Origin of the sequence: Stenotrophomonas sp. Nf1, assembly GCF_003028475.1 — a bacterium.
In the GTDB taxonomy this organism is placed as follows: Bacteria; Pseudomonadota; Gammaproteobacteria; order Xanthomonadales; family Xanthomonadaceae; genus Stenotrophomonas.
In genome coordinates this window covers 81,195-106,497 of sequence record NZ_PYTV01000003.1, presented here as the reverse complement: position 1 = coordinate 106,497, position 25,303 = coordinate 81,195, and the positions used below count along the sequence as shown (strand labels likewise).

Genomic DNA, 25,303 nt, shown 5'->3' with positions numbered 1-25,303 from the left:
TCAGTCTCCCCAGCGCAATGCGGCTTCGAAGCCGAGATGGCGTTCGCGGTGGCCGTCGTAGACCGGCCGCGACCAGCGCACGCCGTACTCGAACACACGGCCCGGCCCCAGTTGCCACTCATGCTGGTAGGACACCGATGGCACCAGCGCGCTGCCGAAGCCGTCCTGCCAGTAGTCCCCCAGCGAAACCGTCAGCCGGTGCCGGAAGTGGCGTTCGTAGTGCCGCCACAGTTGCTGGTCGATGCGCAGCCCGATCTCGACCATGCGGTCGCGTGACGGGTTGAAATAGGGCGCATCATCGCGGCTGCCGCGACTGGTGTAGGCACTGGCCAGGCCGTCGACCAGCCAGCGCGGCCGGGTCAGCAGGCGCTGCTCGAGGGCGGTACTGAACAGCTCGCGATGATTGCCGTCGTCGTAGCGGAAACGGCTGGCGCCGAACATCCAGTGGGTCAGCTCACTGCGCCGGTAGTCCACCCGCGCGCTCAGGCTGTCGGCGGTGATGCCGGCAACGCGCGCCTGCATCGATGCTTCCGGATCATTGCGCGCGGCCGCCAGGCCGGCGTGCCAGTAGTCGTTGAACTGCCAACCCACGCCGGCGCGCAGGCCGGTATCACCCACATGGTCGTTGGCACGCAGCACGGCCGCTTCCGCATCCAGCTGGCCGAAGCGGTAGCGCACACCTGCGCCGAGCCAGAGCGGGTCGATGCGCTGGTCCTGGAAGTCGACCGAGCGCCGGTCGGCAAAGGCAAACAGCCGCCAGCGGTCGTCCAGGATCGGCGACTGCACTTCCACGCCATAGTGACGATCGTTGTTGCCCAGGGGCGAGGTGCCGCCACCACCGGAGCTGCGCCCGATGTCGGTCCATGCCTGCACCTGCCACCCGCGATGCACGCGCCATGCCTGGTCCATGCGCTGCACCGCCGGCTGGGTCGGGTAGCGCGCGACCAGATCGTCGTGCAGCGGTCGGGCCAGGTCATCGCGCTGCAGGGCGACGTAGGCCTCTTCCATGCCCAGTCGCGCTTCCACGTCACGCGGGTCGAGCGCGTGCGCCATCTGCTGCCGCTGCAGGGCCCGGCGTGGCCAGCCGCGCATCATGTACACGCTGCCCAATGCGCTCTGCAGGCCGCCGTTGCCCGGCGCGATATCCACCATCGATTCCAGGTCGTGCTGCGCGGTGGACAGGTCGCCGCTGTAGGCGCGCACCATCGCCAGATTCAGGTCGGCCTCGTAGCGCGACCAGTTCGCATACGGCGATTTGCCATTGCTCCAGCGCCAGGCCGGTTCCTTGTCACGCCACGCCTGCAACAGCTCAATGGCTTTCTCCTGCTGCTCGCTTTCCAGGTAGGCGTAGGCCAGTTGCGAGTGCGAGGCATCGCGCGTGGGGTCGCCGGCCACCGCAGCCTGCAGCACCGGAATGGCTTCCTGCGGCTGCAGCGTTCCCATCAGTGAATCGCCCACCGCAGGCAGCACGTAGTCGGGCAGCGTGTGACCCTCGGCCTGCAGGGCGCGTGCTTCTTCGCGCACCTGGGCATGGCGCCCCAGCCGGTTGAGCAGGATCAGGCGGTCCATGCGGATGCGCAGCGGGGCCTGGGCCGGTGGCGTGCCTTCGCCGCCAAGATAGCGCTGCATGCGCGCCAGCGTGGATTCGGCCTCTTCCAGGCGGCTGTCTTCGCTGCGGCTGTAGGCCAGGCTCCAGACCACCAGCTTGGCCAGATAGTCGCCCTCCAGGCGTTGCTTCTGGGCATCGTCGAACAGCTGCGGCCGCTGCTGGTAAAGCTCCCAGGCGCGCCACGCATTGCCGATGTCGCCCAGGGTCAGGACGCGCAGTTTGAACAGCAGGTCGTCATTGGGCTGTTGTTGGCTCGCACGTTCGATCGCGCCCAGCGCGTCCAGCCAGCGGGCCTGGTCACGGTAGCGGCCGATCTCGGCCAGCGCCGCCTCGCGGTCCGGCGGCGCGGCACTGCTGGCCCAGGCCAGCGCGGAGCAGGCGAGGCCGACGCAGAGCGCCAGCCGGCGGTGGACGACCATTGGGGACCCCCTTGGCTTCCTGACCAGACAACCGTGAAAACTGTGACGCACATCACATGCCAGATTTCTGGATGGCCGTGCCCTGCGTCACTCCCTTCGTGCACTCCCGCCCAGTCAGGACGGGTACAACCCGGACAGCGACCCGCGATGTCATGTCTTGAACGAGAATCCCCCGCACACCGAGTGGTGGCCTGGGCGGCCGGGCCGCCCCCATGCCCAATGCCGACACGCGGCAAGGTTGGGCACTCGTGGGCACTATCCGCCCGGAATTGTCAGTTGCGCGTCAAATTTCCCGGAAAGGTGGGTAAGCGGCCGACGGGACCGGCCAAGGCGGCCGGTACGGCTTACCAGAGGTCTTCCAGCTTGCGCGGCTTGCAGGCCACCCAGGAGGCGCACAGCATCAGCGTGGCGCAGCCGAACAGGAAGCTGAATGGGAGCGTCCAGCCGTCGCTGACGGTGTGCAGCCAGCCGACCAGGAACGGCCCCAGGCAGCTGAAGCTGTAGCCCACGCCCTGCATGAAGCCGGACAGCGCCGCCGAGCCGGTGGGGGTACGCGTGCGCAGGTTGATCAGGGTCAGTGCCAGCGGGAAGGTGGACGGGCCGACGCCGAGCAGGCAAGCCCACAGCAGCGGGGCCTTCATCGGTGCCAGCAGCAGGCCGGTGAAGGCGATCACGAACGAGAAGAAGCCGATCAGCACCAGCGGGAACGGGTTCTGCAGGCGCACCGCCATCGACGGAATGACCAGCGAGGGCAGCAGGCCCAGCGCCGAGAACACCGCCACCATCACCCCGCCGAAGGCCGGCGAGCCACCGGCCTCGACCACGATGCGCGGCAGCCAGGTGAACATCGAATAGGTCATCAGCGAGGTCATGCCGAACATCAGCGTCATGCTCCAGCCCAGCGACGTGCGCCAGACCTTGCCATGTGGCTGCGCGGTGGGGTCGGTGACATCGGCCTGCGGCTTCGGCGCGCGCCGGGCCAGCATCAGCCACGGCAGCGCGGCGGCCAGCGCCAGCAGTGCCCACATGCCCAGCGACACGCGCCAGCCGGCCGCGTTGGCCACCGGCACCGCCAGCAGCGCCGGCAGCATCGTGCCCAGCTGCAGCACGCTGATGTAGAGCGTGCTCATGGTGCCGACCTTGTTGGCGAAGTAGCGCTTCACCAGCGGCGGCACCACCACGTTGCCGATGCCCATTCCGGCCAGCGCCAGCACCGAACCCAGCAGCAGCGTGCCGACATTGCCGGCGCTGGAGCGCAGCAGCAGGCCGGCCATCGCCATCACCATCGCCAGCAGCGTGGTGCGCTCCAGGCCCAGGCGCCGTGCCAGGGCCGGCGTGGCCACGCCGAACAAGGCGAACGAGGCGGTCGGCAGCATGCCCAGCACGCCGGTCATGGTGGTGCCGAAGCCGAACTGCTGGCCGAGCACGTCCAGCAGCGGCGTGATCGAGGTGACGGCGGTGCGCAGGTTGACTGCGGCCAGCAGGATCGCGGCGAAGGCGAGCAGGCGCCCGTGCAGCAGCGACGGCGAATCGGAAGGGGAGGAGCTCATCGGTGGTCCTTGCAGGTGACGCACGCCGGAGTGCTGGCATGCAGGGCCGGCATCGGTCTACGCCGACGCGGCAGGGTGGGGGAGGCGCCATTGTACGTGGCTGGCGGGGCCCGGTCCTGTCGGCGCGATTTGTCGCGATCTGCATCGCTGGAGGGCGGCGGCTGATGTGCGTCACGTATTCGCCGCAATTCAGGCAAACCCTTGCGGTGCGCAGCCTGCGCCCATGCTGATGCGGGAGGCACGCTGTGCTCGACGCCGCGTTGAAGTGCGCGCGGTGTCGGGGCGTTGCTAGGTTCGGGCCACCTCCAGGGCGGAAGGATTACAGAGTGGCAAGGACGTTGATTGTGGTCGGTGATGCGACCACCGGCGGTGGCAGGGTCATCACCGGCTCCCCCGCGACCGACATCGAGGGCATGCCCGTTGCGCGGGTGGGCGACAGGGCCACCTGCCCCAAGCACCAGTGCGTGGCATCCATCGTCAGCGGCGACATCACGCTGACGTTTGAAGGCCAGCCCGCGGCGCGCCACGGCGACCGGCTCTCGTGCGGCTGCTCGCTGATGTCCGGCAAGCAATCCCGCGTCCATGCGGACATGGGCGGCGAAGGTGGCGGGGCGGACAGTGCCAGGCCCGCCGCTGCCGCCTCGGAGCCGGCCCCGTTGCCGGTACTGCCGCAGGCCGGCAAGCCGCCTGTGTGCGAGGCGTGCCTGCTGGCCGCTTCGCGCTCCGGCGCGACCTTCCTGGGGCGCTGAATGAACCGATACGTGATTGTCGATGCAGCGGCCTACGCCGACACGGCCAAGGCGCTGGCCTGGTATGCGCAGGACCTGCCGCACCGGGCCCTGTTGGCACGCCAGCCCGAGGCGGCGCACGCCAGCCTCGGGCCTTGGCTGATCCAGTTGCCCGCGCAGCACCAGACCCCGGTGGATGGATGGTTGCGCGCGCTGGAAATGAACAAGCCGGTCGTGGCCTGGCTCAGCAGCGACGCCGGATTTGAAACTGTGTTCCAGCACCTGGAAGCCTGCCTGGACCTGCGCCGTCCCAGCGACAAGCTGGCGCTGCTGCGCTACTGGGATGGTCGCGTGTTCCTGCGCTTGCAGCGGGCGTTCACGCTGCAGCAGCGCAGGCAGCTGATGGGCCCGCTGCGGCAGTGGCGCTTCCAGATGCTGGGCCAGCACTACGCCTTGGAACGTGACGCGCTGTATGCAGCGGAGACCGGTTGATGTTTGAGATCAACGAAGAGCAGGAGGCCCTGCTGCGTCTGCCTGACCCCTCCACCTTTTTCCCGTTGTTGTGCCGGGAGATTCGCGAGGAGTACCCCGGCAGGGTGGGTCATCTGAGCGATGGCGCATTGATGGATGAGGTAGTGCAAAGCCATGACCATGCCGCCTACGTGCTGCGCATCACCCACCTGCCGGTGCTGGTGCGCTGGGTGAAGGCGGATGTGGCATGGACGCGCGGTTTGCGGGCCGTCCCGGCCGCGGATATGTGGATGCGCACTGCGAAGGATCCGAATCTGGCAGCAGCTGATCTGCTGTCGAATCTGGCAGGACACGAGGAGTAACGATGGGCACCAGAATCATCGGCCCGCGGCCTTGGCTTGGGCCCGGCATGGGAGGCGGCAACGGCGGCGTGGATGAAGACGGCCATCCGGTGGAACCCTACGGTGGGCCGACCACCGGTGACGTGGTCGATGGCATTCGCGATGTGGTGGATGGCATCCAGCGGCGGGTGCGCGGTGAAGCCAAGCCGGATGCGCGCGCTGAGCCGAAGGTCAAGGCGCGGGAGGTGGACTGCTCGCAGATGCCCGACGAGACCGCGTGCAACGAGTGCCTGCTGAAGGAGGGGTTCGTCGGTCCACCCCTTACCCCGCGCTATGTGACCCAAAGCAATCTGATCAATTACGAGTATCAGTTGTACATCGCCAACCTGCGCTCGGCGCCGCTGCGGTTTGGTTTCATGGTCGCCGACAAGGCGGATCCTGATCGGCGGTTGTTCTCGGTGGATACGTTGTTTGACTACCTTGAGCGCGATGGGTTCTCACGCACCGTGCAGGAATGGCATTTCAACGCCTGTGAGTTTGATGGGTTCTGGTTGAAGGACTGCACGGTGGTGGAGGCGAAGGGGAGGTATGAGCATTTTCTTGATGAAGAAGAAAAGCCGAAGTACAGGTTTGTGGTGCCCAGTGTCTTTCAGCCATGGAGGGAGCAGATGATTCGGCAGCGCGCGGCGATTGCGATCGCTGAGCCTCAAGGAAGGCTTGTTTGGTGCTTCATGGAGGGAAGGGCAATGGCAGCAGCTATTGAATTTGCTCGGCTTGACCCGTTGATTTGCAGATATGAGCCATTTCCGGGAGGTGGTATATGATCATCCGAGCCCAAGCCGATCTTTGGACAGCGCCTGTCGCGAAATCTCCGCACGAAGTTCTGCGAGTAGCTGTGGAGATAACTGAGAAACTGGCGCGGATGCATCCATTAATGAAAGGGTGGTATGCGCTTCCCTCGAGTCAGAAAGAGAAGACTCTTTCCTTGAATGATTCGGAAGAGCTCTTGACTCGGATGGAACGGGATGTCGAGAAGCGTCGCCAGCGATTTGGTGACTGTGCGGAACTCGGCGCGTCCTTGAGTCTCGCGAATGTCGACAACGACCGCGACTGGCGTAAACCGGGAGTGGTTGTGCTCCAGTTGGACCCGACAACTGGATTTAATGCTTTCAGTATTGAGGGTCTTGAGCCGTTTGGGGACGCGACGTCTCTGCTAGTGCTCAATGTGCTGATCGAGCTGGTGAAGGCATTGCGGCCGACGTTCGCCTGTACGAATGTCAAAGCCAGAACGCCCGAGAAGGGCCTTGTGACATATCAGATGAGCCGACGCTTGTATCAACACCGCGAGTTCTTTGGCTGGATGGGCTTCGTGCCCGCGCAGATCACCCACGCTCAGATCCGCGACGCACACTCGGTCCATCCGGTTGATGGCCAAGGCACGGTCATTGTCTCAGTGCCAGGGGTGTTTGACCCCACCGACGACGCGCAGGTCGACAAGGTGCACCGCGTCGAAATGGATCTGGCCAGCTACGACCTGTTGCCAGTGACAGATCCCAACCTCAAGGGCTGAGCAGATCACCCACCTACCGGTGCGGGTGCGCTGGGTGAAGGCGGATGTGGCATGGACGCGCGGTTTGCGGGCCGTCCCGGCCGCGGATATGTGGATGCACACTGCGAAGGATCCGAATCTGGCAGCAGCTGATCTGCTGTCGAATCTGGCAGGACACCAGGAGTAACGATGGGCACCAGAATCATCGGCCCGCGGCCTTGGCTTGGGCCCGGCATGGGAGGCGGCAACGGCGGCGTGGATGAAGACGGCCATCCGGTGGAACCCCACGGTGGGCCGACCACCGGTGACGTGGTCGATGGCATTCGCGATGTGGTGGATGGCATCCAGCGGCGGGTGCGCGGTGAAGCCAAGCCGGATGCGCGCGCTGAGCCGAAGGTCAAGGCGCGGGAGGTGGACTGCTCGCAGATGCCCGACGAGACCGCGTGCAACGAGTGCCTGCTGAAGGAGGGGTTCATCGGTCCGCCCCTTACCCCGCGCTATGTGACCCAAAGCAATCTGATCAATTACGAGTATCAGCTGTACATCGCCAACCTGCGCTCGGCACCGCTGCGCTTTGGTTTCATGGTGGCCGACAAGGCGGATCCTGATCGGCGGTTGTTCTCGGTGGATACGTTGTTTGACTACCTTGAGCGCGATGGGTTCTCACGTACCGTGCAGGAGTGGCATTTCAACGCCTGCGAGTTTGATGGGTTCTGGTTGAAGGACTGCACGGTGGTGGAGGCGAAGGGGAGGTATGACCAGTTTCTGGATGAACATGGAGACGTGAAGTATGGCTTCGTTCGGCAGAGTGCCTTCGGTCCATGGCGCGAGCAAATGGATAGGCAGCGTGCCGCGATTGGGATCGCCGGGGCATCAGCCAAACTTTTGTGGTGTTTCATGCAGCCGCGGGTGATGAGTGCGGCGATAACAATGGATTTTGTCGATCCACTTCTCTGTAGGTACGAGCCGTTCTTTGGAGGAAATGCATGATTCTGGGCGCTCAAGCCAATCTGCGCACAAAGCCGACCTCCCGTACACCCGAGGAGGTGTTGAGTAGGGCCAGGGGACTTACCCAAAGCCTGGCGCGGACGCACTCATTATTGAAGAGCTGGTATGCGTTGCCCTCGGGTCCCGCGGATAGGTATGTGTCCCTGCAAGACGCCGATGCCTTGCTGGGTTCAATGAGGAGCCATATTGAGAGCAGTCGTAGCCGTTTCGGCCACTATGAAGAGCTTGGAGCTTCATTGATGCTGGCCAACGTTGACAACGATCGGGATTGGCGAAAGCCCGGTGTGGTTGTGCTCGACTTGAACCCAACATCAGGACGCAATAGTTTCAGTATTAAAGGGATCGCGGCCTTCGGAGAAGCTGCTTCGTCAGTCATGCTCAATGCATTGATCGAATCGGTGAAGGCGATTCAGCCAGAATTCGCTTGTACAGATGTCAAGGCTAGAACGCTCGAAAATGAACTTGTTAACTACCAGATCAGCCGGCGTCTATATCAGCACCGTCAGTTCTTTGGCTGGATGGGCTTCGTGCCCGCGCAGATCACCCACGCGCAGATCCGCGACGCACACTCGGTCCATCCGGTTGATGGCCTGGGGACGGTGATCGTCTCTGTACCGGGCGTGTTCGACCCCACCGACGACGCGCAGGTCGACAAGGTGCACCGCGTCGAAATGGATCTGGCCAGCTACGACCTGCTGCCAGTGACAGATCCCAACCTCAAGGGCTGAGCAGATCACCCACCTACCGGTGCGGGTGCGCTGGGTGAAGGCGGATGTGGCATGGACGCGCGGTTTGCGGGCCGTCCCGGCCGCGGACATGTGGATGCGCACCGCGAAGGATCCGAATCTGGCAGCAGCTGATCTTGAGCACTTCTTTGATGAAAGAGGGCTTCCCAGATATGAGTTTGTGGAACATGGAGTTCTCAGGCCTTGGGGATTGCAGATGAACAGGCAGCGCAGCGCCATCGGCATTGCAGGTCGGCAAGCAAAGCTCTTGTGGTGTTTCATGCAACCTCGAACGATGGCCGCAGCTATTGCAGCGGAGTACGTCGACCCAATGCTTTGCAGGCACATACCATTCGGTGGAGAGATTTGATGATTGTCAGTGTCCAAGCAAACATGCGAACGGACCCTGTGTCCCGATCTCCTGACCAGTTGCTTGGTTTAGCGGCTCGGGCAACAGAACGTCTCGCGCCGCTACACCCGTTGATGAAACGCTGGTATGCGCTGCCATCGAGCGCAAAGGAAAAATCAATACCGTTGGAGGACACCGGTGCGATCCTCGCCAGGATGGAACGGGATATCGAGAAGGATCGCCGAAGATTTGGGGATTTCAATGAGCTTGGCGCTTCACTGTTGCTGGCCAACGTAGACAATGATCGTGATTGGCGCATGCCAGGTCTGATCGTGCTCGGCTTGGATCCCACAACGGGCTCCCATAAATTCCGTTTTGTTGGGATCGAACCATTTGGTGAAGCCGTGCCAGATCTGATGGTGAACGCAATGATCGGGCTGGTGGAGGAAGTCAAACCCTTCTATGCCTGTACGGATGTCAAAGCGCAGACGCGCGAGAAGGGTCTGGTGACGTACCAGCTTGATCGGCGCTTGTACCAACACCGTCGCTACTTTGGCTGGATGGGCTTCGTTCCTGCACAGATCACCCACGCGCAGATCCGTGACGCACACGCCGTCCACCCGGTCGATGGCCTGGGCACGGTCATCGTCTCGGTGCCGGGCGTGTTTGATCCCGCCGACGACGCGCAGGTGGAAAAAGTGCACCGCGTCGAAATGGATCTGGCCAGCTACGAGCTGTTGCCGGTGACAGATCCGAACCTCATGCCTTGAAGAATCCGAATATGGTCCTTAGCGCTCAAATCAATCTACACGCAAAGGCTGTCTCCCGTACGCCGGAAGAGGTGCTGATCAAGGCCGTAGATCTGACGGAAAGATTGGCCAGGCTTCACCCTTCGATGCAACGCTGGTATGCGCTGCCCTCACGGAGGAGGGAGAGGTGTCTTGCCTTGGAGGACTCAGCTGCAATGCTGTACAGCATGGAGCGGGATATCGAGAAGACACGCAGGAGATTTGGGGGTTTCGAAGGGTTTGGCGCTTCACTGTTGCTGGCCAACGTAGACAATGATCGTGACTGGCGTAAGCCCGGAGTAGTTGTACTCACATTGAGCCCCGGCCTTGGGCATATCAGTTTGAGGATTAAAGGGCTGGAGCCCTTTGGAAATGAAATCTCTTCAATCGTGCTTGATGCGATGATCGAATCGGCCAAGGTCATCCAGCCTGATCTAGCATGTACCGATGTCAATGCAAGATCGCCTGAAGGCGAATTGATCTGCTACCAGTTGGACAGGCGCCTGTATGGGCATCGGCAGTTCTTTGGCTGGATGGGATTCGTTCCAGCTCAGGTTGACCATTCACAGCTTCCGGACGCGCACGCTGTCTATGCCGTGGACGGCTTGGGCACGGTGATCGTCTCGGTTCCCGGCGTGTTTGATCCCTGTGATGACACGCAGGTGGAGCGCGTTCACCGCGTCGAAAGGGATCTGGCCAACCTCGACCTGTTGCCGGTGACCGATCCGCACTTCAAGGGCTGAGCACAGCCACGACCGGCCCTCACCCTCGCGCAACGCTTCTGCCGCGCGCAGGATGACGTAATCCGCACGACTCTCATCCTGCTGCAAGGCACAGCGACGCTAGTGGCTTACCACCTGCCAAGCCTTTGCGCCGCTTGGTTCTGGACGTCTGCAGGCCCTATGCAACAATGTCGCGAATCGTACGAATTGTTGCGGTGGCGCGTTTGCCCATTGGCGCATCGTGCGTTGGCGTTTACACCTTCGCATGCCACCGGAAAAGGGTGGCCGGGACTGCAAAACCCGAGCTGACATGTTGTATACGCTTGCCAGCCGGCGTCGCTTCGCGCGGCGCCGGCTGGCATTCCGTTCGCGTTCCATGGCGGGCGGTGCGTGGGGGTGTGCGCAAGCACATCCGCCCGAACTAAGTCAGCCGGGTTTTTGCAGCCACGTATCGCCCGCCGCCCTTGTCTGGCGGCATCACCGTGTTCCTTGCATGGAGAATGCCCATGAAGACCTCTGATACTTCTTTCCCGCCCACCGGTCATGCGCCGGCCAATGCCGACGCGGCAGGCGAGCCCATCACCTTCGTCGCGCAGTTGCGTGGTATCGACAGCGGGGGCGCGTCCGATGGACGGCCTTGGCCCGAACGCCAGCTCAATCCCGGCCGTTGCATGGCCCTGGCCGATGCCGATTGCGCATTGGCCGGGCTGCGCACCGTGCATGCCATTCTGCTGGCGGCCGAGCGGGCGCGGCAGGATGGTGGGCCGGAGCAGGATGTGGGCGACCGCGTGATCGAGGGTCTGATCCAGGCCAGTCGCGCGCTGGGCCTGTACGCCGGCCTCAACGTGCGGCCCTGCTGACGCCGGGCCGTGTGGCGGGGCAGGGCGGCGGCCTTGCCCCGTTGCAGCGCTTCACAGGCGGGGTGCCGGAACGCCAGGCACAAAAAAACCCGGAGGACTGTCGTCTTCCAGGCTTCTTGGTGACCACCGAAGTGGTCGGGGAGACAGGATTCGAACCTGCGACCTCTACGTCCCGAACGTAGCGCTCTACCAGACTGAGCTACACCCCGAAGGGAGCCGCCTATTCTAGCGATCTACCCCGATGGCGGCAAGGGGTAAATGCTGTTTTCTTCACACTGCCGAAGCAGTGCCACTTCAGGGAACAAAAAAGCCTGGACGACTTCACCAGGCTTCAATGCGACCACATGAGTGGTCGGGGAGACAGGATTCGAACCTGCGACCTCTACGTCCCGAACGTAGCGCTCTACCAGACTGAGCTACACCCCGAAGGAGCCGCCTAAGATACCGTGTGAAGGCCAAGGCGGCAAGGCTTTTTTACCGCTCAGTGACGATTTTCCTTCTCGATGCGGTTCTGCTCACGGGCTTCGAACCACATGCCGTTGAGGATGGCCACCGTCGAGGCGAGGCCGGCACCGAGAATCCAGGCGAAATACCACATGATCAGTCTCCTTCATTCCGGGTAGGTGCCGACCGTTGGTCGGCACACGTGCAAGCAATCAATACGCATTCGGGTTGTTGCCCATCTCTTCGCTGGTGGTCTTGCCCTTCAGCACGCGGTACACCCAGGTGGTGTAGGCGAGGATGATCGGCAGGAACACCGCCGTGGCCAGCAGCATGATCCACAGGGTCAGGTGGCTGGACGAGGCATCCCACACGGTCAGGCTGGAGGTGGGCTGGCTCGAGGACGGCAGCAGGAACGGGAAGATGGCAAAGCCGACGGTCAGGATGATGCCGGCGATGGCCGCACCGGAGGCGATGAAGGCCAGGCCGCCGCGACGGGCTCGCAGCAGCACCGCGCTGGCCAGCAGTCCGGCCAGGCCCAGCAGCGGCGCCAGGATCGTGGCCGGCATCGTGCTGTAGTTGCGCATCCAGCCACCGGCAGCGCCGAGTTCGGCAGTCTTCAGCAGCGGGTTGGTGGCGCCATCGGTGACCACCTGCGAGGTGATCTGGTAGCCGGGCAGGCCGAAGGCCACCCAGGCACCGCCCACCGCGAACAGCACGAAGGCGATGATCGCGGCGATGCTGCCGAAGCGGGCCGCACGTTCGGCCACCGGGCCGTCGGTCTTGATCACCAGCATGGCGGCACCGTGGGCGACCAGCATCGACACGCTGAGCAGGCCGGCCAGCAGCGCGAACGGCATCAGCAGACCGAAGAACGAGCCGGTGTAGAAGATGCGCATGCTGTCATCGAAGTGGAACGGCACGCCCAGCAGCACATTGCCCACCGCCACGCCCATGATCAGCGCCGGGATGAAGCCACCGATGAACAGCGCCCAGTCCCAGGTGTTGCGCCAGCGTTCGCTGGGCATCTTGCTGCGGAACTTGAAGCCGACCGGACGCAGGATCAGCGCGAACAGGATCACGAACATCGCCAGGTAGAACCCGGAGAAGCTGACCGCGTACAGCGGCGGCCACGCGGCGAAGATCGCACCACCGCCCAGCACCAGCCACACCTGGTTGCCTTCCCAGACCGGGCCGATGGTGTTGATCACCAGGCGGCGCTCGGCATCGTTGCGGGCGACGAAGGGCAGCAGGGTGCCAACGCCCAGGTCAAAACCATCCATCACGGCAAAGCCGATCAGCAGGATGCCGAGCAGCAGCCACCAGATCACGCGCAGCGTGGTGTAGTCCAGAAGAATGAAATCCATCGTGGTTCTCCTGCCTCAGGCCTGGCCGGCGGCGGGCGCCGAGGCATTGTGGGAAGCATGCGGCTGGGGCGACTGCAGCGACGGCAGCACCTCGTCCGGACCCTTGCGGATCGCCTTGAGCATCAGCTTGATCTCGACCACGATCAGCGCGGTGTAGATCGCGGTGAAGCCGGCCAGGGTCAGTACGATTTCGTGCAGGGCCAGGCCCGATGCCGCATAGAAGGTCGGCAGCACGCCATCAACCGCCCACGGCTGGCGACCATATTCGGCCACGAACCAGCCGCATTCGATGGCGATCCACGGTGCCGGCAGCGTCCACAGGGCCACCTTGAGGAACCAGCGCTTGTCCTGGAAGTTGTTGCGGCAGGAGTAGTAGAAGGCCAGTGCGAAGAAGGCGATCAGGTAGAAGCCGAGGCCGGCCATCACGCGGAAGGTCCAGAACAGCGGCATCACGCGCGGCACGGTATCCATCGCCGCCTGCGAGATTTCCTGCGGGGTGGCGTTGAGGATGTCATCGCGGTAGCGCTTGAGCAGCAGGCCGTGGCCCAGATCCTGCCAGTGGCGGTCGAACATCTCGCGCGCTTCGACGTCGTTCTTGTTGGCACGCAGGCGTTCCAGCGCACCGTAGGCCAGCTGGCCGCCACGCACGCGGTGTTCGGCACGCTCGACCAGTTCCAGGATGCCCGGGATCGGCTGATTCAACGAACGGGTGGCGATCAGGCCCATCAGGTACGGGATCTTTACCGCGTAGTCGTTCTGGTGGGTCGTCTGGTTCGGGATGCCGAAGGCGGTGAAGTCGGCCGGCGCACGCTCGGTTTCCCACATCGCTTCGATCGCGGCCAGCTTCATCTTCTGGTGTTCGCTGGCGGCGTAACCGCTCTCGTCACCCAGCACGACCACCGACAGCGACGACAGCAGGCCGAACGCCGCGGCCACCGCGAACGAACGACGGGCCAGGTCCTTGTGCTTGTTGCGCAGCAGGAACAGTGCGCTGATCGCCATCACGAACACCGCACCGGTCACGTAGCCGGCGCTGACGGTGTGCACGAACTTGGCCTGCGCCACCGGGTTGAACACCACCGCCATGAAGTCGACCACTTCCATGCGCATGGTTTCCGGGTTGAACACCGCACCGGTCGGGTTCTGCATCCAGCCGTTGGCGATCAGGATCCAGATTGCCGACAGGTTGGTGCCCAGCGCCATCAGCCAGGTCACCATCAGGTGCTTGACCTTGCTCAGGCGGTTCCAGCCGAAGAAGAACAGGCCGACGAAGGTGGCTTCCAGGAAGAAGGCCATCAGGCCTTCGATGGCCAGCGGCGCACCGAAGATGTCACCCACGTAGTGGCTGTAGTAGGACCAGTTCATGCCGAACTGGAATTCCATGACGATGCCGGTAGCGACGCCCATGGCGAAGTTGATGCCGAACAGGACGCCCCAGAACAGGGTCATCCTGCGCCAGATCTCCTTGCCGGTCATCACGTACACGCTCTCCATGATGGCCACCATGAAGGACAGGCCGAGGGTGAGCGGTACGAATAGGAAGTGGTACATCGCGGTCAGCGCGAATTGCAGCCGCGACAGTTCTACGACTGTCTGATCAATCATGGCCTGGCTACCTCGTTGGATAGTGCCGTTGCAGGTGGCGGGAAGGGTGGTCTACGACGTGAATGATGTGACCGACTACTTCAGAAAGCCTTGATCCAGATCAATGTATGAACAGGTCTGCGAAGGGATCGTATGCGAACCCGATGAAGACTGCGACCGCCGGCCGCAGGGGCGGGCTGTTGCCTGCGCCTACAATGCCGTGTCTCCCCCGTTGACCGTGAAGACCCCTTGAGCGCTGCCGAAACGACTTCCGCCAGCCTGTCCCCGGACGCTGAAACCACCCGTCAGCGGCGCGCGCGCACGGCCTGGCTGGCCGATCTGGCGCGGCCCGCACGCGGTCGTCAGCGCCTGGCCGCGTTGAGCATCAGCGTGTCGGGCGCGTTGCTGATCGGGCAGGCCGCCAGCATCGCCTGGCTGGTGCAGCAGGTGCTGGTGGAGCACGCTGCGCTGGCATCGGGGCTGCCGGTACTGGGCGCGCTGGCGCTGATTCTGGTGCTGCGCACGCTGTTGGGCAGCGCCACCCAGGCGGCGGCCGGCGATGTGGCCGATGCCGCACGGCTGGCATTGCGCGAGCGTGTGTTCGCCCGCCTGCTGGGCCATGGCCCGCTGTGGCTGCGCCAGCGCCGCACCGGCGAGCTGGGCGAACTGATGCTGCATCATGGCGATGCGATTGAGAATTATTACAGCGGTTTCCTGCCGGTACGCACCGAAGTGGTGGTGGTCCCGCTGTTGATCCTGGCCGCAGTGGCCTGGGTCGACTGGGTGGTGGCGTTGATCCTGCTGTTCACCGCGCCACTGGTGCCGTTCTTCATGATGCTGGTGGGGTGGGGCGCCGAGGCCGCCGGCCGTGCGCAGCTGGGAGAGCTGGCGCGGATGAGTGGCCATTTCGCCGACCGCATCAAGGGACTGGGCCTGCTGCGCCTGTATGGCCGTGGTGAGGCGGAGCTGGCCGGTGTGGAAGCCGCCGCCGAGGGTGTGCGCCTGCGAACCCTGAAGGTGCTGCGCATTGCCTTCCTGTCCTCCACGGTGCTGGAGTTCTTCGCCTCGGTGAGCGTGGCGATGGTGGCCTTGTACCTGGGCCTGAGCTACCTGGGCATGATGTCGCTGCACGCCAGCGTGCCGAGCCTCGGCGCCGGCCTGTTCTGCCTGCTGCTGGCCCCAGAGTTCTACGCCCCGCTGCGGCGCCTGGCCGCGCACTACCATGACCGCGCCAATGCCCTGGCCGCCGCCGCCGAAGTAGAGCGTCTGCTGCAGTCGTTGCCCGATGAGCAGAGCCTGGTCGAGAACGAGACCGCACCGCTGGCGGTGGAGCCGGCCGAGGCCGCATTGCCGCCACTGCAGGCGCGCGGCCTGGCGCTGCGCCCGCTGGGTGCGCCGCAGGATGTACTGCGGAATCTGGACGTGCTGCTGGAGCCGGGCCAGCGGCTGGCCCTGGTCGGCCCCAGTGGCAGTGGCAAGAGCACGCTGCTGGAAGCGCTGGCCGGCTGGTTGCCGCCGCGCGCCGGCAAGGTGCAGGTGCGCCCCGGGGTGCAGGTGGCCTATGCCAGCCAGCGCCCGTACCTGTTCCACGGCAGCATCGCCGACAACCTGCGGCTGGCCGATCCCGGGGCCACCGACGCGCGCCTGCGTGCGGTCGCCGAGGCTGCGCAGGTGCTGCAGTTCGCACAGCGCCTGCCGCAGGGGCTGGACACGGTGATCGGCGAGCGCGGCTTCGGCCTGTCCGGTGGCGAAGCACGACGCATCGCCCTGGCCCGCTTGCTGCTGCGCGACCCGCAGGTGCTGCTGCTGGACGAACCCACCGCCTTCCTTGATGCCGATACCGAAGCGGCACTGCTGCGCAGCCTGGCCGCGTATGCGCGCGGGCGCAGCGTGGTGGTGGCCACCCACAGCCCGACCGTGATCGCCTGGGCCGACCGCTGCCTGCTGCTGCCGGAAGGTCGCCTGGTCGAACCGGCGCAGGCGGTGCGCGCATGAACCGTTCGCCCGATTCGCTGCGCGCGGTGTTCCTGCGCCATCGGCCGCGTTTGCTGCTGACCGTGCTGCTGCTGTGGACCACGATGCTGGCCGGTACCGCACTGCTGGGCCTGTCCGGTGGTTTCCTCACCGCGGCAGCGCTGGCCGGTGCGGCCGGGCTCGGCCAGGGCTTCAACTTCTTCTCTCCGTCTGCGGGCATCCGTGGCCTGACCATGGCGCGGATCGTGTCGCGCTACTTCGAGAAGCTGGTTGGCCACGACGCCACCCTGCGCATCGCCCGCGATCTGCGCGTGTGGTTCTTCCGCCGCGCGCTGCCGCTGGCGCCGGCCCGGCTGGGCGCCACCCGTACCGGCGACCTGCTGGCACGCCTGCTCGGTGACATCGGTGAGGTCGATGGCCTGCTGGTGCGCGCCATTGGTCCGCTGCTGGCGCTGGGCGGATTGTCGCTGGTGGCGATTGTTTCGGCGGCGATGATCCTGCCATCGGCGGCGCTGCTGCTGGCGGTACTGGCGGTGCTGATCGCCTTCGGTGTGCCGTGGCTGGGCGTGCGCGGCCGGGATGATGAAGAGGCCGACCGCGCCGCACATCGCGCCGCGCTGCGCACCGCCGCCTTCGAGGGGCTGGAAGGCGCGGGCGATCTGGCCGCGCTGCATGCCGATGCAGCGTGGCAGCTGAAGGTGCGGGTCGCCGCCAAGCAGCTGGCCTCGCGCGACCGGCGTCGGCGCTGGCGATTGATTTCCGGTTCCACGCTGCACGGCCTGGTCGCCGGGCTTGGGCTGGTGGCCATGCTGGCACTGGCCCTGCATGCTGCCGAACCGCAGCGCATCGCGCCGGAAATGGCGGCCGGCCTGGTCTTCCTCACCGTCGCGCTGATCGAGCTATGGGCGGGCATGGGCCTGGCCTGGCAGTCGCTGCAATCCGGGCGCATCGCCGCCGATCGCCTGCAGGCCATCGTCGAGCAGCCGCCGACGGTGGAGGACCCGCAGGCGCCGAAGCCGGTGCCGCAGGCGGCGCGTGTGCACTGGGATGACGTGCATTTCCAGTGGCCGGGTGCCGCGCGGCCGGTACTGGCCGGTGTGCAGCTGACCCTGGCGCCGGGCGAACGCATTGCCCTGCGCGGTGACAGCGGTTGCGGCAAGACCACGCTGTCCAGCCTGCTGCTGCGCCTGTGGGATCCGCAGCAGGGACGGTTGACCTATGGCGGCCGTGATCTGCGCGATTTCGCCCAGGCCGAATGGCATCGGCAGCTGGCCTGGCTGCCGCAGAACGCACCGGTGTTTGCCGGAACGGTGGCCGAGAATCTGCGGCTGGGCGATCCTGATGCCAGCGACGCGGCGCTGTGGGCGGTGCTGCGTCGGGTACGCCTGGGCGAGTGGGCCGAGCACAACGGTGGCCTGCAGACCTGGGTGGGCGAGAACGGCGCGACGCTGTCGGCCGGCCAGGCGCGGCGCCTGGCACTGGCGCGGGCGTTGCTGCGCAATGCGCCGATCCTGCTGCTGGACGAACCGACCGAAGGCCTGGACGTGGATACGGCGCGCGCGCTGTTGCAGGATCTTTCCGCGCTGCTGGACGGCCGCAGCCTGCTGATGATCACCCACGATGATCTGCCCGAAGGCGTGGTGGATGCGCAGTACCGGATGCGTGATGGCGTTCTGGTGCGCGAAGCGTAAATGGTAGTGCCGGCCGCTGGCCGGCAACCTCATGGCGCTTGATATGGAATTGCCGGCCAGCGGCCGGCACTACCGGTCGCGAGGGTTATCGCGAAAACTCGCGCAGCAGCACCGCGATCGAGGCCACGTTGGCCAGCACGCACAGCCAGAACACCCATTGGAATGCGGCCTTGCGGTGCTTGTGGCGGAATACGGCCTGGCCGAGCAGCGCGCCAGGCCAGCCGCCGGCGAACGCCAGCAGCTGCAGCGTGCGTTCGGGAATCCGCCATTGCTTTCGCTGGGCCGCGCGTTTGTCGTGGCCGTACAGCCCGAACGACACCGCACTGACCAGCAGGCACCCGCCGCCCAGCCACAGCGGCAGCACGCCGCTGATCATCAACGCGATCAAGGCGCCGAACGCGGCCAGCGCCAGGTTGCGCCGCCAGTCCACTTACAGCGCGTCGAGGAAGCCGCGAACGGCCGGGCCGAACCGCTCGAAATCGACCAGGAACGCATCATGGCCCTGCGGCGATTCCAGGCCGATGAAGCGCGCCTCGGCACCACCGGCACGCAGGCCATCGGCGACCTGTTGCTGCTGCTGCACCGGGAACAGGATGTCGGTGTTGGCGCCGATGGCCAGCGCCTTCTCCACCCGGATCTTCGCCAGCCCGGCCAGCACGTCACTGTCGGCATACTCGGCCAGGTCGAACCAGTCCATCGAACGGCTCAGGTACAGGTAACAGTTCGGATCGAAGAAGCGCACGAAGCGACGCGCGTGGCCTTCCAGGTAGCTTTCCACCTGGAATTCCAGGCCGAACGGATCGTCGTCGGCCTGGTCCGAATCCAGCCGCACGCGACCGAAACGGCCGTCCCATTCCAGTGCGGAGCGATAGGTGATCACGCCCAGCTTGCGCGCCATGCGCATGCCGGACTCGGGGTACTCGGCGTCGTCGTAATGGCCGCCATTCCAGCGCGGGTCGAGGCGGATCGCCTCGCGTTGCAGCGAGCGGATCGCGATCGAGAACGGCAGCGCCTGCGCACTGCCGGAGATGTTGATATGACTGCGTGCGATGCCCGGGTGCAGCATCAGCACGGCCAATGCGGTCATGCCGCCCATCGAATTGCCGACCACGCAGGCCAGCTGGGTGATGCCCAGCGCACGCACGACCTCGATGGCGGCACGGGCACCGTCTTCGATCGACAGCTCGGGGAAATCGAGGCGGTAGGGCTGGCCAGTGGCGGGGTTGAGCGAGGCCGGGCCGGTCGAACCTTTGCAGCTGCCCAGCGAATTGACGCACACCACAAACCAGCGGTCGGTATCGATCGGCTTGCCCGGGCCGACCATCGCTTCCCACCAGCCCGGTGCCGGGTTGGCCTCATTGGTGGCGGCATGCGCGTCCGGCGACAGGCCGGTGACGATCAGGATCGCGTTGCTGCCATCGGTGGCCAGCGTTCCCCAGGTTTCGAAGGCCACACGTGCGCCGTGCAGGGCGCCACCGCGCTTGAACGGGAACGGCGAGGGCAGGTCGTGGAAACGCGTGCCGGGCGGGATGAATTCGGTCATGAGGGCATTCTAGCGGGGCGGCATGTGCAGCTGGCGACACGCTGGTTTCCATTGGCGATCGACACGGCTGTGCCGGCCGCTGGCCGGCAACCTCATGAACCTTGATGCGCCTGCGTGGTTGCCGGCCGGCGGCCGGCACTACCGTGCGGTGCGCTACGGAAACCGCAGCTCCACGACGCCTTCATGCGGCAGGCTCACCCTCACCGGGACGCTCTGCAGGTCATCTTCGCTGCGGTTGGCGCTGCCGCTGCGCGAGATGCGCGCCAGCACTTCCACTTCGCGGTGCGCCGACAGCGGTGCGGTGGGCATCGGGCTGTCGGCGTCGCCCAGCCCGACCGTGGCCGGGAAGCCGGCCAGTGGCAGCTTGCGTGCGGCCACCGGCATCGGCGGCCCGCCGACGGCACGCGCCAGCACGAACACCTGGGTGCTGGCCGGCCACTCGGCCGCCTTCATGGCCGGCAACTGCACACGTACCTGCAGCAAGGCCGGCGCCGCTGCAACCGTTGTTTCGGCGGACGGGCCGGCCGCCTCACGGGCGATGGCAATCTGCGCCTGCAACGCCTGCGCGGCACCGGGTTCCAGCCGTGGCAGCAGGCTGCTCCACACATCGGCGGCCTCGGCATTGCGGCCACGCTGGCGCAGGGCGATGCCCAGCAACCAGCTGGCCCGCTCCGCGTCCGGGGCCAGTGATCGAGCCTGCTGCAACCAGCCCACAGCGGTGTCATCGAACTGCTTGCCCGGGTCGGCCTGGGCACGCGCCTGCGCCGCTTCCACCAGCACTCCCGGATCATCGGGGGCGAGCGCTGCGGCGCGGGCGAACGCGGCGGCCGCAGCGGGAGCATCGCCCAGTTCGGCCTGTGAACGGCCCAGCAGGGCCCAGCCATCGGCACGCTGTGGATCGCGCTTCAGCGCGTCCTGCAGGGCCTGCACCCCATCGTGCAAGGTCGCCACCGTGGCTGCCGGTTTCAGCTGCGCAGCACGGGGATCACCCACCAGCACATACAGGCAGGCACCGGCCACGCCGAGCGCGAGCACACCCACGACAAACCCTTTGCGGCCGTGGCGGCGCAGCGGCCACAGCACCAGCACCGCCATCAGTGCTGCCACGGCTCCGGCCATTGTCGGCAGCCACACGTTCACCAGCCGTCTCCTTCATCGCCCTTGCCGGCCGGTGCGGCAGCCACCGTGCGCCCGCGGCGGCGGACGATGCCCAGCACCACCAGCGCACCAGCGCCGAGTACCAGCAACGGGCCGCCCCACAGCAGCCAGGTGCCCGGCTGCAGCGGCGGCTGGTAGAGCACGAACTCGCCATAGCGGGCCACCAGGAACTGCTTGATCTGCGCATCGTCGTGGCCCTGCTGCATCAGCTGCAGCACCTCGCGGCGCAGGTCCTGGGCAATCTGGGCATTGGAATCGGCCAGCGACTGGTTCTGGCACTGCACGCAGCGCAGCTGCGCGGCCAGGTCATGGAAGCGACGCTCTTCGGCGCCATCGCGGAACTGCAGCGGCTGCGGGTCGTGCAGCGGCTGCTGGGCCAGCGTGGCCAGTGGCAGCATCAGCATCAGCACCAGCACCAGCAGCCAGCGCATCGGCTTACGGTGCCGTATGCAGGGTGGTGCCGGCATTGCCCTGCGCCTTCTCGATCTTTTCCAGCGCCGGGATCAGCTTCTCGTCGACCACCTGCTGGGTCATCGCACCGCTGTACTTCCAGCGCACCACGCCACTGCCGTCGACCAGGAAGGTCTCCGGCGCAGCGGTCACGCCCCAGTCGATCGCGGTACGCCCCTCGACATCGCTGAGCACCACCATGAACGGATTGCCCAGCTGTTCCAGCCAGTGCAGCGCGTCGGTCGGGTCGTCCTTCCAGTTGTAGCCGATCACGCGCACGCGCTTGCTCTCGGCGAAGCGGGTCAGCACCGGGTGTTCCTCGCGGCAGGCCGCGCACCAGCTGCCCCACACGTTCAGCAGGTAGGGGGCGCCGCGCAGCTCATCGCTGCGCACGATCATGTCCGGGTCGTGCAGCACCGGCAGCGCGAACGCCGGCGCGGGCTTGTCGATCAGTGCCGAAGGCAGCACGTCACGCTGCGGGTCGCCCGATTTCATCACCCCGTAGATCATCAGCCCGAGCAGGCCGAAGAAGAACAGCACGCCGATCACGATGGCTACCGGCGGCAGCGGGCGGGAGGGGCGCGGGGCGGGGGACTCGGACATGGAAACTCCTACGGACGACGGAAACGGCGGTCAGCGGCGGTGATGAATCCGCCCAGGGCCATCAGCAGCGCGCCCAGCCAGATCCAGCGCACGAACGGCTTGATATGCACCCGCACCGCCCATGCATTGTTGCCCAGCGGCTCGCCCAATGCCACGTAGACATCGCCATCGAAGCCTGCATCGATGCCGGCTTCGGTCATCACCTGGCCGCCGCTGGCGTACTGGCGCTTCTCCGGATGCAGCAGGGCCTGTTCATGGCCGTTGCGGAACACCCGCAGATGACCGCGGTCGGCGATGAAGTTCGGGCCTTCGCGGTGGTCCACGCCCTCGAAGCGCACCTCGTAGCGGCCGACCACCAGCTGCTGGCCCGGTGCCAGCGCCACTTCGCGCTGCACGTTCAGGGCTTCCACCAGCAGTGCGCCGGCCAGGAACACCGCAATGCCGGTGTGGGCAACAATCATGCCGAGCATCTCGGCGGTGAAGCGGCCATTGCCGCGCAGCCGCTGCCAGACAAAGCGCGCGGTACCGAGCCCGACCCAGGCGGCGGCGGCCACACCGATGCCGGCCTTCCAGCCGTTCTGCGGCGCCTGCCACCAGGCCAATGCACCGAGCACCACCGCCAGGCCCAGCCACGGCGCCAGCAGCGCGAAGGCGCGCGAGGGCTGGTCACGCTGCCATTTCACCAGCGGGCCGAACGGCAGCAGCAGCACCATCGGTGCCATCAGCAGCAGGAACAGGCTGCCGAAGTAGGGCGGCCCGACCGAGATCTTGCCCAGCGACAGCGCATCGGCCAGCAGCGGGTACAACGTGCCCAGCAGCACCATCGCGCAGGCCGTGGCCAGCAGCAGATTGTTGGCCAGCAGCAGGGTATCGCGCGAGGTGGCGGTGAAGCCGCGGCGCGGATCGTCGGCGTTCACGCTCAACTGGCTGGCGCGCAGCGCGTACAGCAGCAGGCTGCCGCCGACCAGCAGCGACAGGAAGACCAGGATGAACAGGCCGCGCGAGGGATCGGCGGCGAACGAATGCACGCTGGTCAGCACGCCCGAGCGCACCAGGAACGTACCCAGCAGCGACAGCGCGAAGGCGGCGATCGCCAGCAGCAGAGTCCAGCTGCCGAAGGTGCCGCGCTTTTCAGTGACGGCCTGCGAGTGGATCAGCGCCGCACCCACCAGCCAGGGCATGAAGCTGGCGTTCTCCACCGGGTCCCAGAACCACCAGCCGCCCCAGCCCAGCTCGTAGTAGGCCCACCAGCTGCCCAGCGCGATGCCGAGGGTCAGAAAGCCCCAGGCCACGTTGGTCCACGGCCGCGTCCAGCGCAGCCAGCGCGCATCGATGCGGCCTTCCAGCAGTGCGGCCACGGCGAAGGCGAAGGGCACCGCGAAGCCGACGTAGCCCAGGTACAGCATCGGCGGGTGAATGATCAGGCCCGGGTCCTGCAACAGTGGATTGAGGTCGCGGCCTTCCAGCGGCGCCGGGTTCAGGCGCAGGAACGGGTTGGAGGTGAAGATCAGGAATGCGAGGAAGCCGACGCTGACGATGCCCATCACCGCCAGCACGCGCGCCTGCACCGGGGCCGGCAGGTGCCGCGAGAACAGCGCCACCGCACCGGTCCACAGTGCCAGCACCAGCGCCCACATCAGCAGCGAGCCTTCGTGCGCCCCCCACACCGCCGAGTAGCGGTAGATCATCGGCAGCAGCGAGTTGGAATTCTCGGCGACATAGCGCACCGAGAAGTCCTGCTGCACGAATGCGGCGGTGAGCACCGCGAACGCACCGGCCAGCAGCAGCAACTGCGCGAAGGCGGCCGGTCGTGCCACCGCCATCCATGCGGCATGGTTGCGATGTGCACCGGCCAGCGGCAGGGCGGTCTGCAGCAGCGAGGCCAGCAGCGCGCACAACAGCAGGATCTGACCCAGTTCGGGCAGCACTCAACGCACCTCGGGTGCCGTTACCGGCACGTCATGCTTGCGATGGGCGTCGCCCATCTTGTCGGCCACTTCCTTCGGCACATATTTTTCATCGTGTTTGGCCAGCACTTCGTCGGCGACGAACACGCCGTCCTGCAGGCGGCCACTGGCGACCACCGCAGTGCCTTCGGCGAACATGTCCGGCAGGATCCGCGAGGTGGTCACGGGCAGCTGTGCATCGCCGTCGGTCACCTCGAAGCGTGCCTCCAGCGAGCCGACCGGGCGGTTGAAGGATCCCTTCACCACCATGCCGCCCAAGCGGAAGCGCGTCTGTGCATCGACATCGCCGCGCAGCACTTCGGCGGGCGTGTACAGATAGGCGATGTTGCGCTCCAACGCCATCGCCACCAGTGCGGTGGCCAGGCCGGAGGCAAGCAGGGCCAGCAGTACCCAGACCAGGCGGCGACGCTGCACCGGGGTCATCGTTCCAGCTCCGTCGGCAGCGAGGCCGCTGCGTCCTGCTTGCCGGCGCGGGTCTGCTGCCGTTGCTGCCGGGCCAGTGCCAGGCGGCGCGCCACGCGCAGGCGCAACCACGAGCCGAGGGCATCAGCGCTGAGCACCAGCACGAACACGGCGTAGGCACCGATCACATAGGGCAGGTGGGTCATGGCTGGGCCTCCCGGGCCGGGCGCTCTGCATCGACGCGGCCACCGACCCAGGCCTTGCCGGCCTCGCGGTCGAGGTTGTCGGCGCGCGCCTTGGCCAGCACCGAGCCGGCGAACCAGAACTTGGTGCCGATCACCATCCACCACAGCGGCGCGATCATCGCGCTGCTGATCGCCGAGTCACCAAATACATTGATCGACTGGCGCTGGTGCAGGCCACCCCACCAGTCCACCGAGTAGCGGATCACCGGCAGCAGGCTGACACCGACGATGGCCAGCAGCCCGGCTGCGCGCGCGGCGCTGCGGCGGTCTTCGATGGCGTGGTACAGGCCGATCACGCCCAGGTACAGGAACAGCAGCACCAGCTCGCTGGTCATGCGCGGGTCCCAGTCCCACCAGGTGCCCCAGGTGCCCTTGCCCCAGATGCTGCCGGTGAGCAGGGTGATCAGGGTGAAGCCGGCGCCCATCGGCGCGCAGGCCATGGCCAGGATCTCGCAGACCTTGATCCGCCAGATCAGTGCGATGGCGGCATACAGCGCCATCAGCGCGAACACGAACAGGCTCATCCAGGCGCTGGGCACGTGGATGTAGAGGATGCGGAAGCTGTCCAGCTGCCGGGCCTCCGGCGGCACCACCAGCAGCGCCTGCCAGATGCCGACCAGCAGCACCGGCACCGCGGCGAGGTAGAACACCCGCGACCAGCGGGCAGCGAAACGGTCGAACGTGGGCGGTGAACCGAGTTGGTGGAACCAGCGGACAATCGGATTCATGCGTGGCGGCTATCCAGCAGGGGTGGATTGG

Annotated in this window: 27 protein-coding genes and 2 tRNA genes; 13 read left to right on the top strand and 16 right to left on the bottom strand. The window is 65.9% G+C overall.

Annotated elements, in window-relative coordinates; all coding sequences use genetic code 11:
• Both pgaA and C9412_RS07000 read right to left on the bottom strand, forming a co-directional pair.
• Positions 1 to 2,028 (bottom strand): poly-beta-1,6 N-acetyl-D-glucosamine export porin PgaA, encoded by a 2,028-nt coding sequence (gene pgaA / locus C9412_RS07005; protein WP_107230976.1) that lies wholly within the window; start codon positions 2,026 to 2,028, stop codon positions 1 to 3.
• 344 nt (positions 2,029 to 2,372) lie between these two features.
• Positions 2,373 to 3,578, bottom strand: a complete 1,206-nt coding sequence (locus C9412_RS07000) for an MFS transporter (protein ID WP_107230975.1) — start codon at positions 3,576 to 3,578, stop codon at positions 2,373 to 2,375.
• A 326-nt stretch (positions 3,579 to 3,904) separates the two neighbouring features.
• Between C9412_RS07000 and C9412_RS06995 the strand changes: the two genes are divergently transcribed.
• From C9412_RS06995 to C9412_RS06945, 11 genes are all read left to right on the top strand, one after another.
• Positions 3,905 to 4,327 carry a PAAR domain-containing protein gene (locus tag C9412_RS06995; RefSeq protein ID WP_107230974.1) on the top strand — a complete coding sequence of 141 codons (423 nt, stop codon included), beginning with the start codon at positions 3,905 to 3,907 and terminating at the stop codon, positions 4,325 to 4,327.
• Positions 4,328 to 4,798 carry a DUF4123 domain-containing protein gene (locus C9412_RS06990; protein ID WP_107230973.1) on the top strand — a complete coding sequence of 157 codons (471 nt, stop codon included), beginning with the start codon at positions 4,328 to 4,330 and terminating at the stop codon, positions 4,796 to 4,798.
• Entirely contained in the window at positions 4,798 to 5,139 is a 342-nt protein-coding gene (locus C9412_RS06985) for a hypothetical protein (protein WP_107230972.1), read from the top strand. Before C9412_RS06990 ends, C9412_RS06985 begins: the two co-directional genes overlap by 1 nt.
• Positions 5,140 to 5,141: 2 nt before the next feature.
• Positions 5,142 to 5,942 (top strand): restriction endonuclease fold toxin 5 domain-containing protein, encoded by an 801-nt coding sequence (locus tag C9412_RS06980; RefSeq protein ID WP_258190080.1) that lies wholly within the window; start codon positions 5,142 to 5,144, stop codon positions 5,940 to 5,942.
• Complete coding sequence (locus tag C9412_RS06975) at positions 5,939 to 6,688, top strand: Imm52 family immunity protein (RefSeq protein ID WP_107230971.1); 750 nt, start codon at positions 5,939 to 5,941, stop codon at positions 6,686 to 6,688. The genes C9412_RS06980 and C9412_RS06975 overlap by 4 nt, the downstream gene beginning before the upstream one ends.
• Before the next feature lie 168 nt (positions 6,689 to 6,856).
• A complete protein-coding gene (locus C9412_RS06970) occupies positions 6,857 to 7,657 on the top strand; it encodes a restriction endonuclease fold toxin 5 domain-containing protein (protein ID WP_258190079.1) in 801 nt (266 codons plus the stop codon).
• Between the two features lie 155 nt (positions 7,658 to 7,812).
• A complete protein-coding gene (locus tag C9412_RS06965) occupies positions 7,813 to 8,403 on the top strand; it encodes an Imm52 family immunity protein (RefSeq protein WP_181358712.1) in 591 nt (196 codons plus the stop codon).
• 94 nt (positions 8,404 to 8,497) lie between these two features.
• Positions 8,498 to 8,770 (top strand): hypothetical protein, encoded by a 273-nt coding sequence (locus C9412_RS06960; protein ID WP_146160162.1) that lies wholly within the window; start codon positions 8,498 to 8,500, stop codon positions 8,768 to 8,770.
• On the top strand, positions 8,770 to 9,519 hold the full coding sequence (locus C9412_RS06955) for an Imm52 family immunity protein (protein WP_107230968.1): 750 nt from the start codon (positions 8,770 to 8,772) through the stop codon (positions 9,517 to 9,519). Before C9412_RS06960 ends, C9412_RS06955 begins: the two co-directional genes overlap by 1 nt.
• Complete coding sequence (locus tag C9412_RS06950) at positions 9,516 to 10,280, top strand: Imm52 family immunity protein (RefSeq protein ID WP_146160163.1); 765 nt, start codon at positions 9,516 to 9,518, stop codon at positions 10,278 to 10,280. Before C9412_RS06955 ends, C9412_RS06950 begins: the two co-directional genes overlap by 4 nt.
• Before the next feature lie 485 nt (positions 10,281 to 10,765).
• Positions 10,766 to 11,119: a hypothetical protein gene (locus C9412_RS06945; RefSeq protein ID WP_107230966.1), complete on the top strand. Its 354-nt coding sequence runs from the start codon at positions 10,766 to 10,768 to the stop codon at positions 11,117 to 11,119.
• A 132-nt stretch (positions 11,120 to 11,251) separates the two neighbouring features.
• Here the strand turns inward: C9412_RS06945 and C9412_RS06940 are convergent.
• The 5 genes from C9412_RS06940 to C9412_RS06920 form a co-directional block, all read right to left on the bottom strand.
• Positions 11,252 to 11,328, bottom strand: a tRNA-Pro gene (locus C9412_RS06940).
• A 140-nt stretch (positions 11,329 to 11,468) separates the two neighbouring features.
• Positions 11,469 to 11,545, bottom strand: a tRNA-Pro gene (locus tag C9412_RS06935).
• Between the two features lie 55 nt (positions 11,546 to 11,600).
• Positions 11,601 to 11,717 carry a cytochrome bd-I oxidase subunit CydX gene (cydX, locus tag C9412_RS06930; protein ID WP_008268311.1) on the bottom strand — a complete coding sequence of 39 codons (117 nt, stop codon included), beginning with the start codon at positions 11,715 to 11,717 and terminating at the stop codon, positions 11,601 to 11,603.
• A 58-nt stretch (positions 11,718 to 11,775) separates the two neighbouring features.
• On the bottom strand, positions 11,776 to 12,927 hold the full coding sequence (cydB, locus tag C9412_RS06925) for a cytochrome d ubiquinol oxidase subunit II (RefSeq protein WP_107230965.1): 1,152 nt from the start codon (positions 12,925 to 12,927) through the stop codon (positions 11,776 to 11,778).
• Positions 12,928 to 12,942: 15 nt separating this feature from the next.
• The gene (locus C9412_RS06920; RefSeq protein WP_107230964.1) at positions 12,943 to 14,532 is read right to left on the bottom strand and encodes a cytochrome ubiquinol oxidase subunit I; all 1,590 of its coding nucleotides are present in this window, start codon (positions 14,530 to 14,532) and stop codon (positions 12,943 to 12,945) included.
• 228 nt (positions 14,533 to 14,760) lie between these two features.
• Here C9412_RS06920 and cydD point away from each other — a divergent pair, with 228 nt between their 5' ends.
• Positions 14,761 to 16,506, top strand: a complete 1,746-nt coding sequence (gene cydD, locus C9412_RS06915) for a thiol reductant ABC exporter subunit CydD (protein ID WP_107230963.1) — start codon at positions 14,761 to 14,763, stop codon at positions 16,504 to 16,506.
• A complete protein-coding gene (gene cydC / locus C9412_RS06910; RefSeq protein WP_107230962.1) occupies positions 16,503 to 18,176 on the top strand; it encodes a thiol reductant ABC exporter subunit CydC in 1,674 nt (557 codons plus the stop codon). The genes cydD and cydC overlap by 4 nt, the downstream gene beginning before the upstream one ends.
• 85 nt (positions 18,177 to 18,261) lie before the next feature.
• Here cydC and C9412_RS06905 read toward each other — a convergent pair whose 3' ends face one another.
• From C9412_RS06905 to ccmC, 9 genes are all read right to left on the bottom strand, one after another.
• Positions 18,262 to 18,606: a DUF1294 domain-containing protein gene (locus tag C9412_RS06905; protein ID WP_107230961.1), complete on the bottom strand. Its 345-nt coding sequence runs from the start codon at positions 18,604 to 18,606 to the stop codon at positions 18,262 to 18,264.
• Positions 18,607 to 19,719: a homoserine O-acetyltransferase gene (locus tag C9412_RS06900; RefSeq protein ID WP_107230960.1), complete on the bottom strand. Its 1,113-nt coding sequence runs from the start codon at positions 19,717 to 19,719 to the stop codon at positions 18,607 to 18,609.
• Positions 19,720 to 19,872: 153 nt separating this feature from the next.
• Positions 19,873 to 20,862 carry a tetratricopeptide repeat protein gene (locus C9412_RS06895; RefSeq protein ID WP_107230959.1) on the bottom strand — a complete coding sequence of 330 codons (990 nt, stop codon included), beginning with the start codon at positions 20,860 to 20,862 and terminating at the stop codon, positions 19,873 to 19,875.
• The gene (locus C9412_RS06890) at positions 20,856 to 21,308 is read right to left on the bottom strand and encodes a cytochrome c-type biogenesis protein (protein ID WP_107230958.1); all 453 of its coding nucleotides are present in this window, start codon (positions 21,306 to 21,308) and stop codon (positions 20,856 to 20,858) included. The genes C9412_RS06895 and C9412_RS06890 overlap by 7 nt, the downstream gene beginning before the upstream one ends.
• A 4-nt stretch (positions 21,309 to 21,312) precedes the next feature.
• The gene (locus tag C9412_RS06885; RefSeq protein ID WP_107230957.1) at positions 21,313 to 21,930 is read right to left on the bottom strand and encodes a DsbE family thiol:disulfide interchange protein; all 618 of its coding nucleotides are present in this window, start codon (positions 21,928 to 21,930) and stop codon (positions 21,313 to 21,315) included.
• Positions 21,931 to 21,938: 8 nt separating this feature from the next.
• Positions 21,939 to 23,858, bottom strand: coding sequence for a heme lyase CcmF/NrfE family subunit (locus C9412_RS06880; protein WP_107230956.1), 1,920 nt, complete (start codon positions 23,856 to 23,858; stop codon positions 21,939 to 21,941).
• Complete coding sequence (gene ccmE, locus C9412_RS06875) at positions 23,859 to 24,320, bottom strand: cytochrome c maturation protein CcmE (RefSeq protein ID WP_107230955.1); 462 nt, start codon at positions 24,318 to 24,320, stop codon at positions 23,859 to 23,861. It abuts the gene before it with no gap.
• Positions 24,317 to 24,505: a heme exporter protein CcmD gene (locus C9412_RS06870; RefSeq protein WP_107230954.1), complete on the bottom strand. Its 189-nt coding sequence runs from the start codon at positions 24,503 to 24,505 to the stop codon at positions 24,317 to 24,319. Before C9412_RS06870 ends, ccmE begins: the two co-directional genes overlap by 4 nt.
• A complete protein-coding gene (ccmC, locus tag C9412_RS06865; protein ID WP_107230953.1) occupies positions 24,502 to 25,272 on the bottom strand; it encodes a heme ABC transporter permease CcmC in 771 nt (256 codons plus the stop codon). The genes C9412_RS06870 and ccmC overlap by 4 nt, the downstream gene beginning before the upstream one ends.
• Positions 25,273 to 25,303: the final 31 nt, after the last annotated feature.

What these genes read in the sequence shown, in the direction of transcription:
- C9412_RS06975 (WP_107230971.1), top strand. Translation starts at nt 5,939, where the DNA reads ATGATCATCCGAGCCCAAGCCGATCTTTGGACAGCGCCTGTCGCGAAA.
- C9412_RS06870 (WP_107230954.1), bottom strand. Translation starts at nt 24,505, where the DNA reads ATGACCCACCTGCCCTATGTGATCGGTGCCTACGCCGTGTTCGTGCTG.
- C9412_RS06885 (WP_107230957.1), bottom strand. Translation starts at nt 21,930, where the DNA reads ATGTCCGAGTCCCCCGCCCCGCGCCCCTCCCGCCCGCTGCCGCCGGTA.
- C9412_RS06960 (WP_146160162.1), top strand. Translation starts at nt 8,498, where the DNA reads ATGCGCACCGCGAAGGATCCGAATCTGGCAGCAGCTGATCTTGAGCAC.
- cydB (WP_107230965.1), bottom strand. Translation starts at nt 12,927, where the DNA reads ATGGATTTCATTCTTCTGGACTACACCACGCTGCGCGTGATCTGGTGG.
- C9412_RS06945 (WP_107230966.1), top strand. Translation starts at nt 10,766, where the DNA reads ATGAAGACCTCTGATACTTCTTTCCCGCCCACCGGTCATGCGCCGGCC.
- C9412_RS06980 (WP_258190080.1), top strand. Translation starts at nt 5,142, where the DNA reads ATGGGCACCAGAATCATCGGCCCGCGGCCTTGGCTTGGGCCCGGCATG.
- pgaA (WP_107230976.1), bottom strand. Translation starts at nt 2,028, where the DNA reads ATGGTCGTCCACCGCCGGCTGGCGCTCTGCGTCGGCCTCGCCTGCTCC.
- C9412_RS06955 (WP_107230968.1), top strand. Translation starts at nt 8,770, where the DNA reads ATGATTGTCAGTGTCCAAGCAAACATGCGAACGGACCCTGTGTCCCGA.
- C9412_RS06920 (WP_107230964.1), bottom strand. Translation starts at nt 14,532, where the DNA reads ATGATTGATCAGACAGTCGTAGAACTGTCGCGGCTGCAATTCGCGCTG.
- C9412_RS06900 (WP_107230960.1), bottom strand. Translation starts at nt 19,719, where the DNA reads ATGACCGAATTCATCCCGCCCGGCACGCGTTTCCACGACCTGCCCTCG.
- cydC (WP_107230962.1), top strand. Translation starts at nt 16,503, where the DNA reads ATGAACCGTTCGCCCGATTCGCTGCGCGCGGTGTTCCTGCGCCATCGG.
- C9412_RS06990 (WP_107230973.1), top strand. Translation starts at nt 4,328, where the DNA reads ATGAACCGATACGTGATTGTCGATGCAGCGGCCTACGCCGACACGGCC.
- cydX (WP_008268311.1), bottom strand. Translation starts at nt 11,717, where the DNA reads ATGTGGTATTTCGCCTGGATTCTCGGTGCCGGCCTCGCCTCGACGGTG.
- ccmE (WP_107230955.1), bottom strand. Translation starts at nt 24,320, where the DNA reads ATGACCCCGGTGCAGCGTCGCCGCCTGGTCTGGGTACTGCTGGCCCTG.
- C9412_RS06985 (WP_107230972.1), top strand. Translation starts at nt 4,798, where the DNA reads ATGTTTGAGATCAACGAAGAGCAGGAGGCCCTGCTGCGTCTGCCTGAC.
- C9412_RS07000 (WP_107230975.1), bottom strand. Translation starts at nt 3,578, where the DNA reads ATGAGCTCCTCCCCTTCCGATTCGCCGTCGCTGCTGCACGGGCGCCTG.
- C9412_RS06970 (WP_258190079.1), top strand. Translation starts at nt 6,857, where the DNA reads ATGGGCACCAGAATCATCGGCCCGCGGCCTTGGCTTGGGCCCGGCATG.
- ccmC (WP_107230953.1), bottom strand. Translation starts at nt 25,272, where the DNA reads ATGAATCCGATTGTCCGCTGGTTCCACCAACTCGGTTCACCGCCCACG.
- C9412_RS06890 (WP_107230958.1), bottom strand. Translation starts at nt 21,308, where the DNA reads ATGCGCTGGCTGCTGGTGCTGGTGCTGATGCTGATGCTGCCACTGGCC.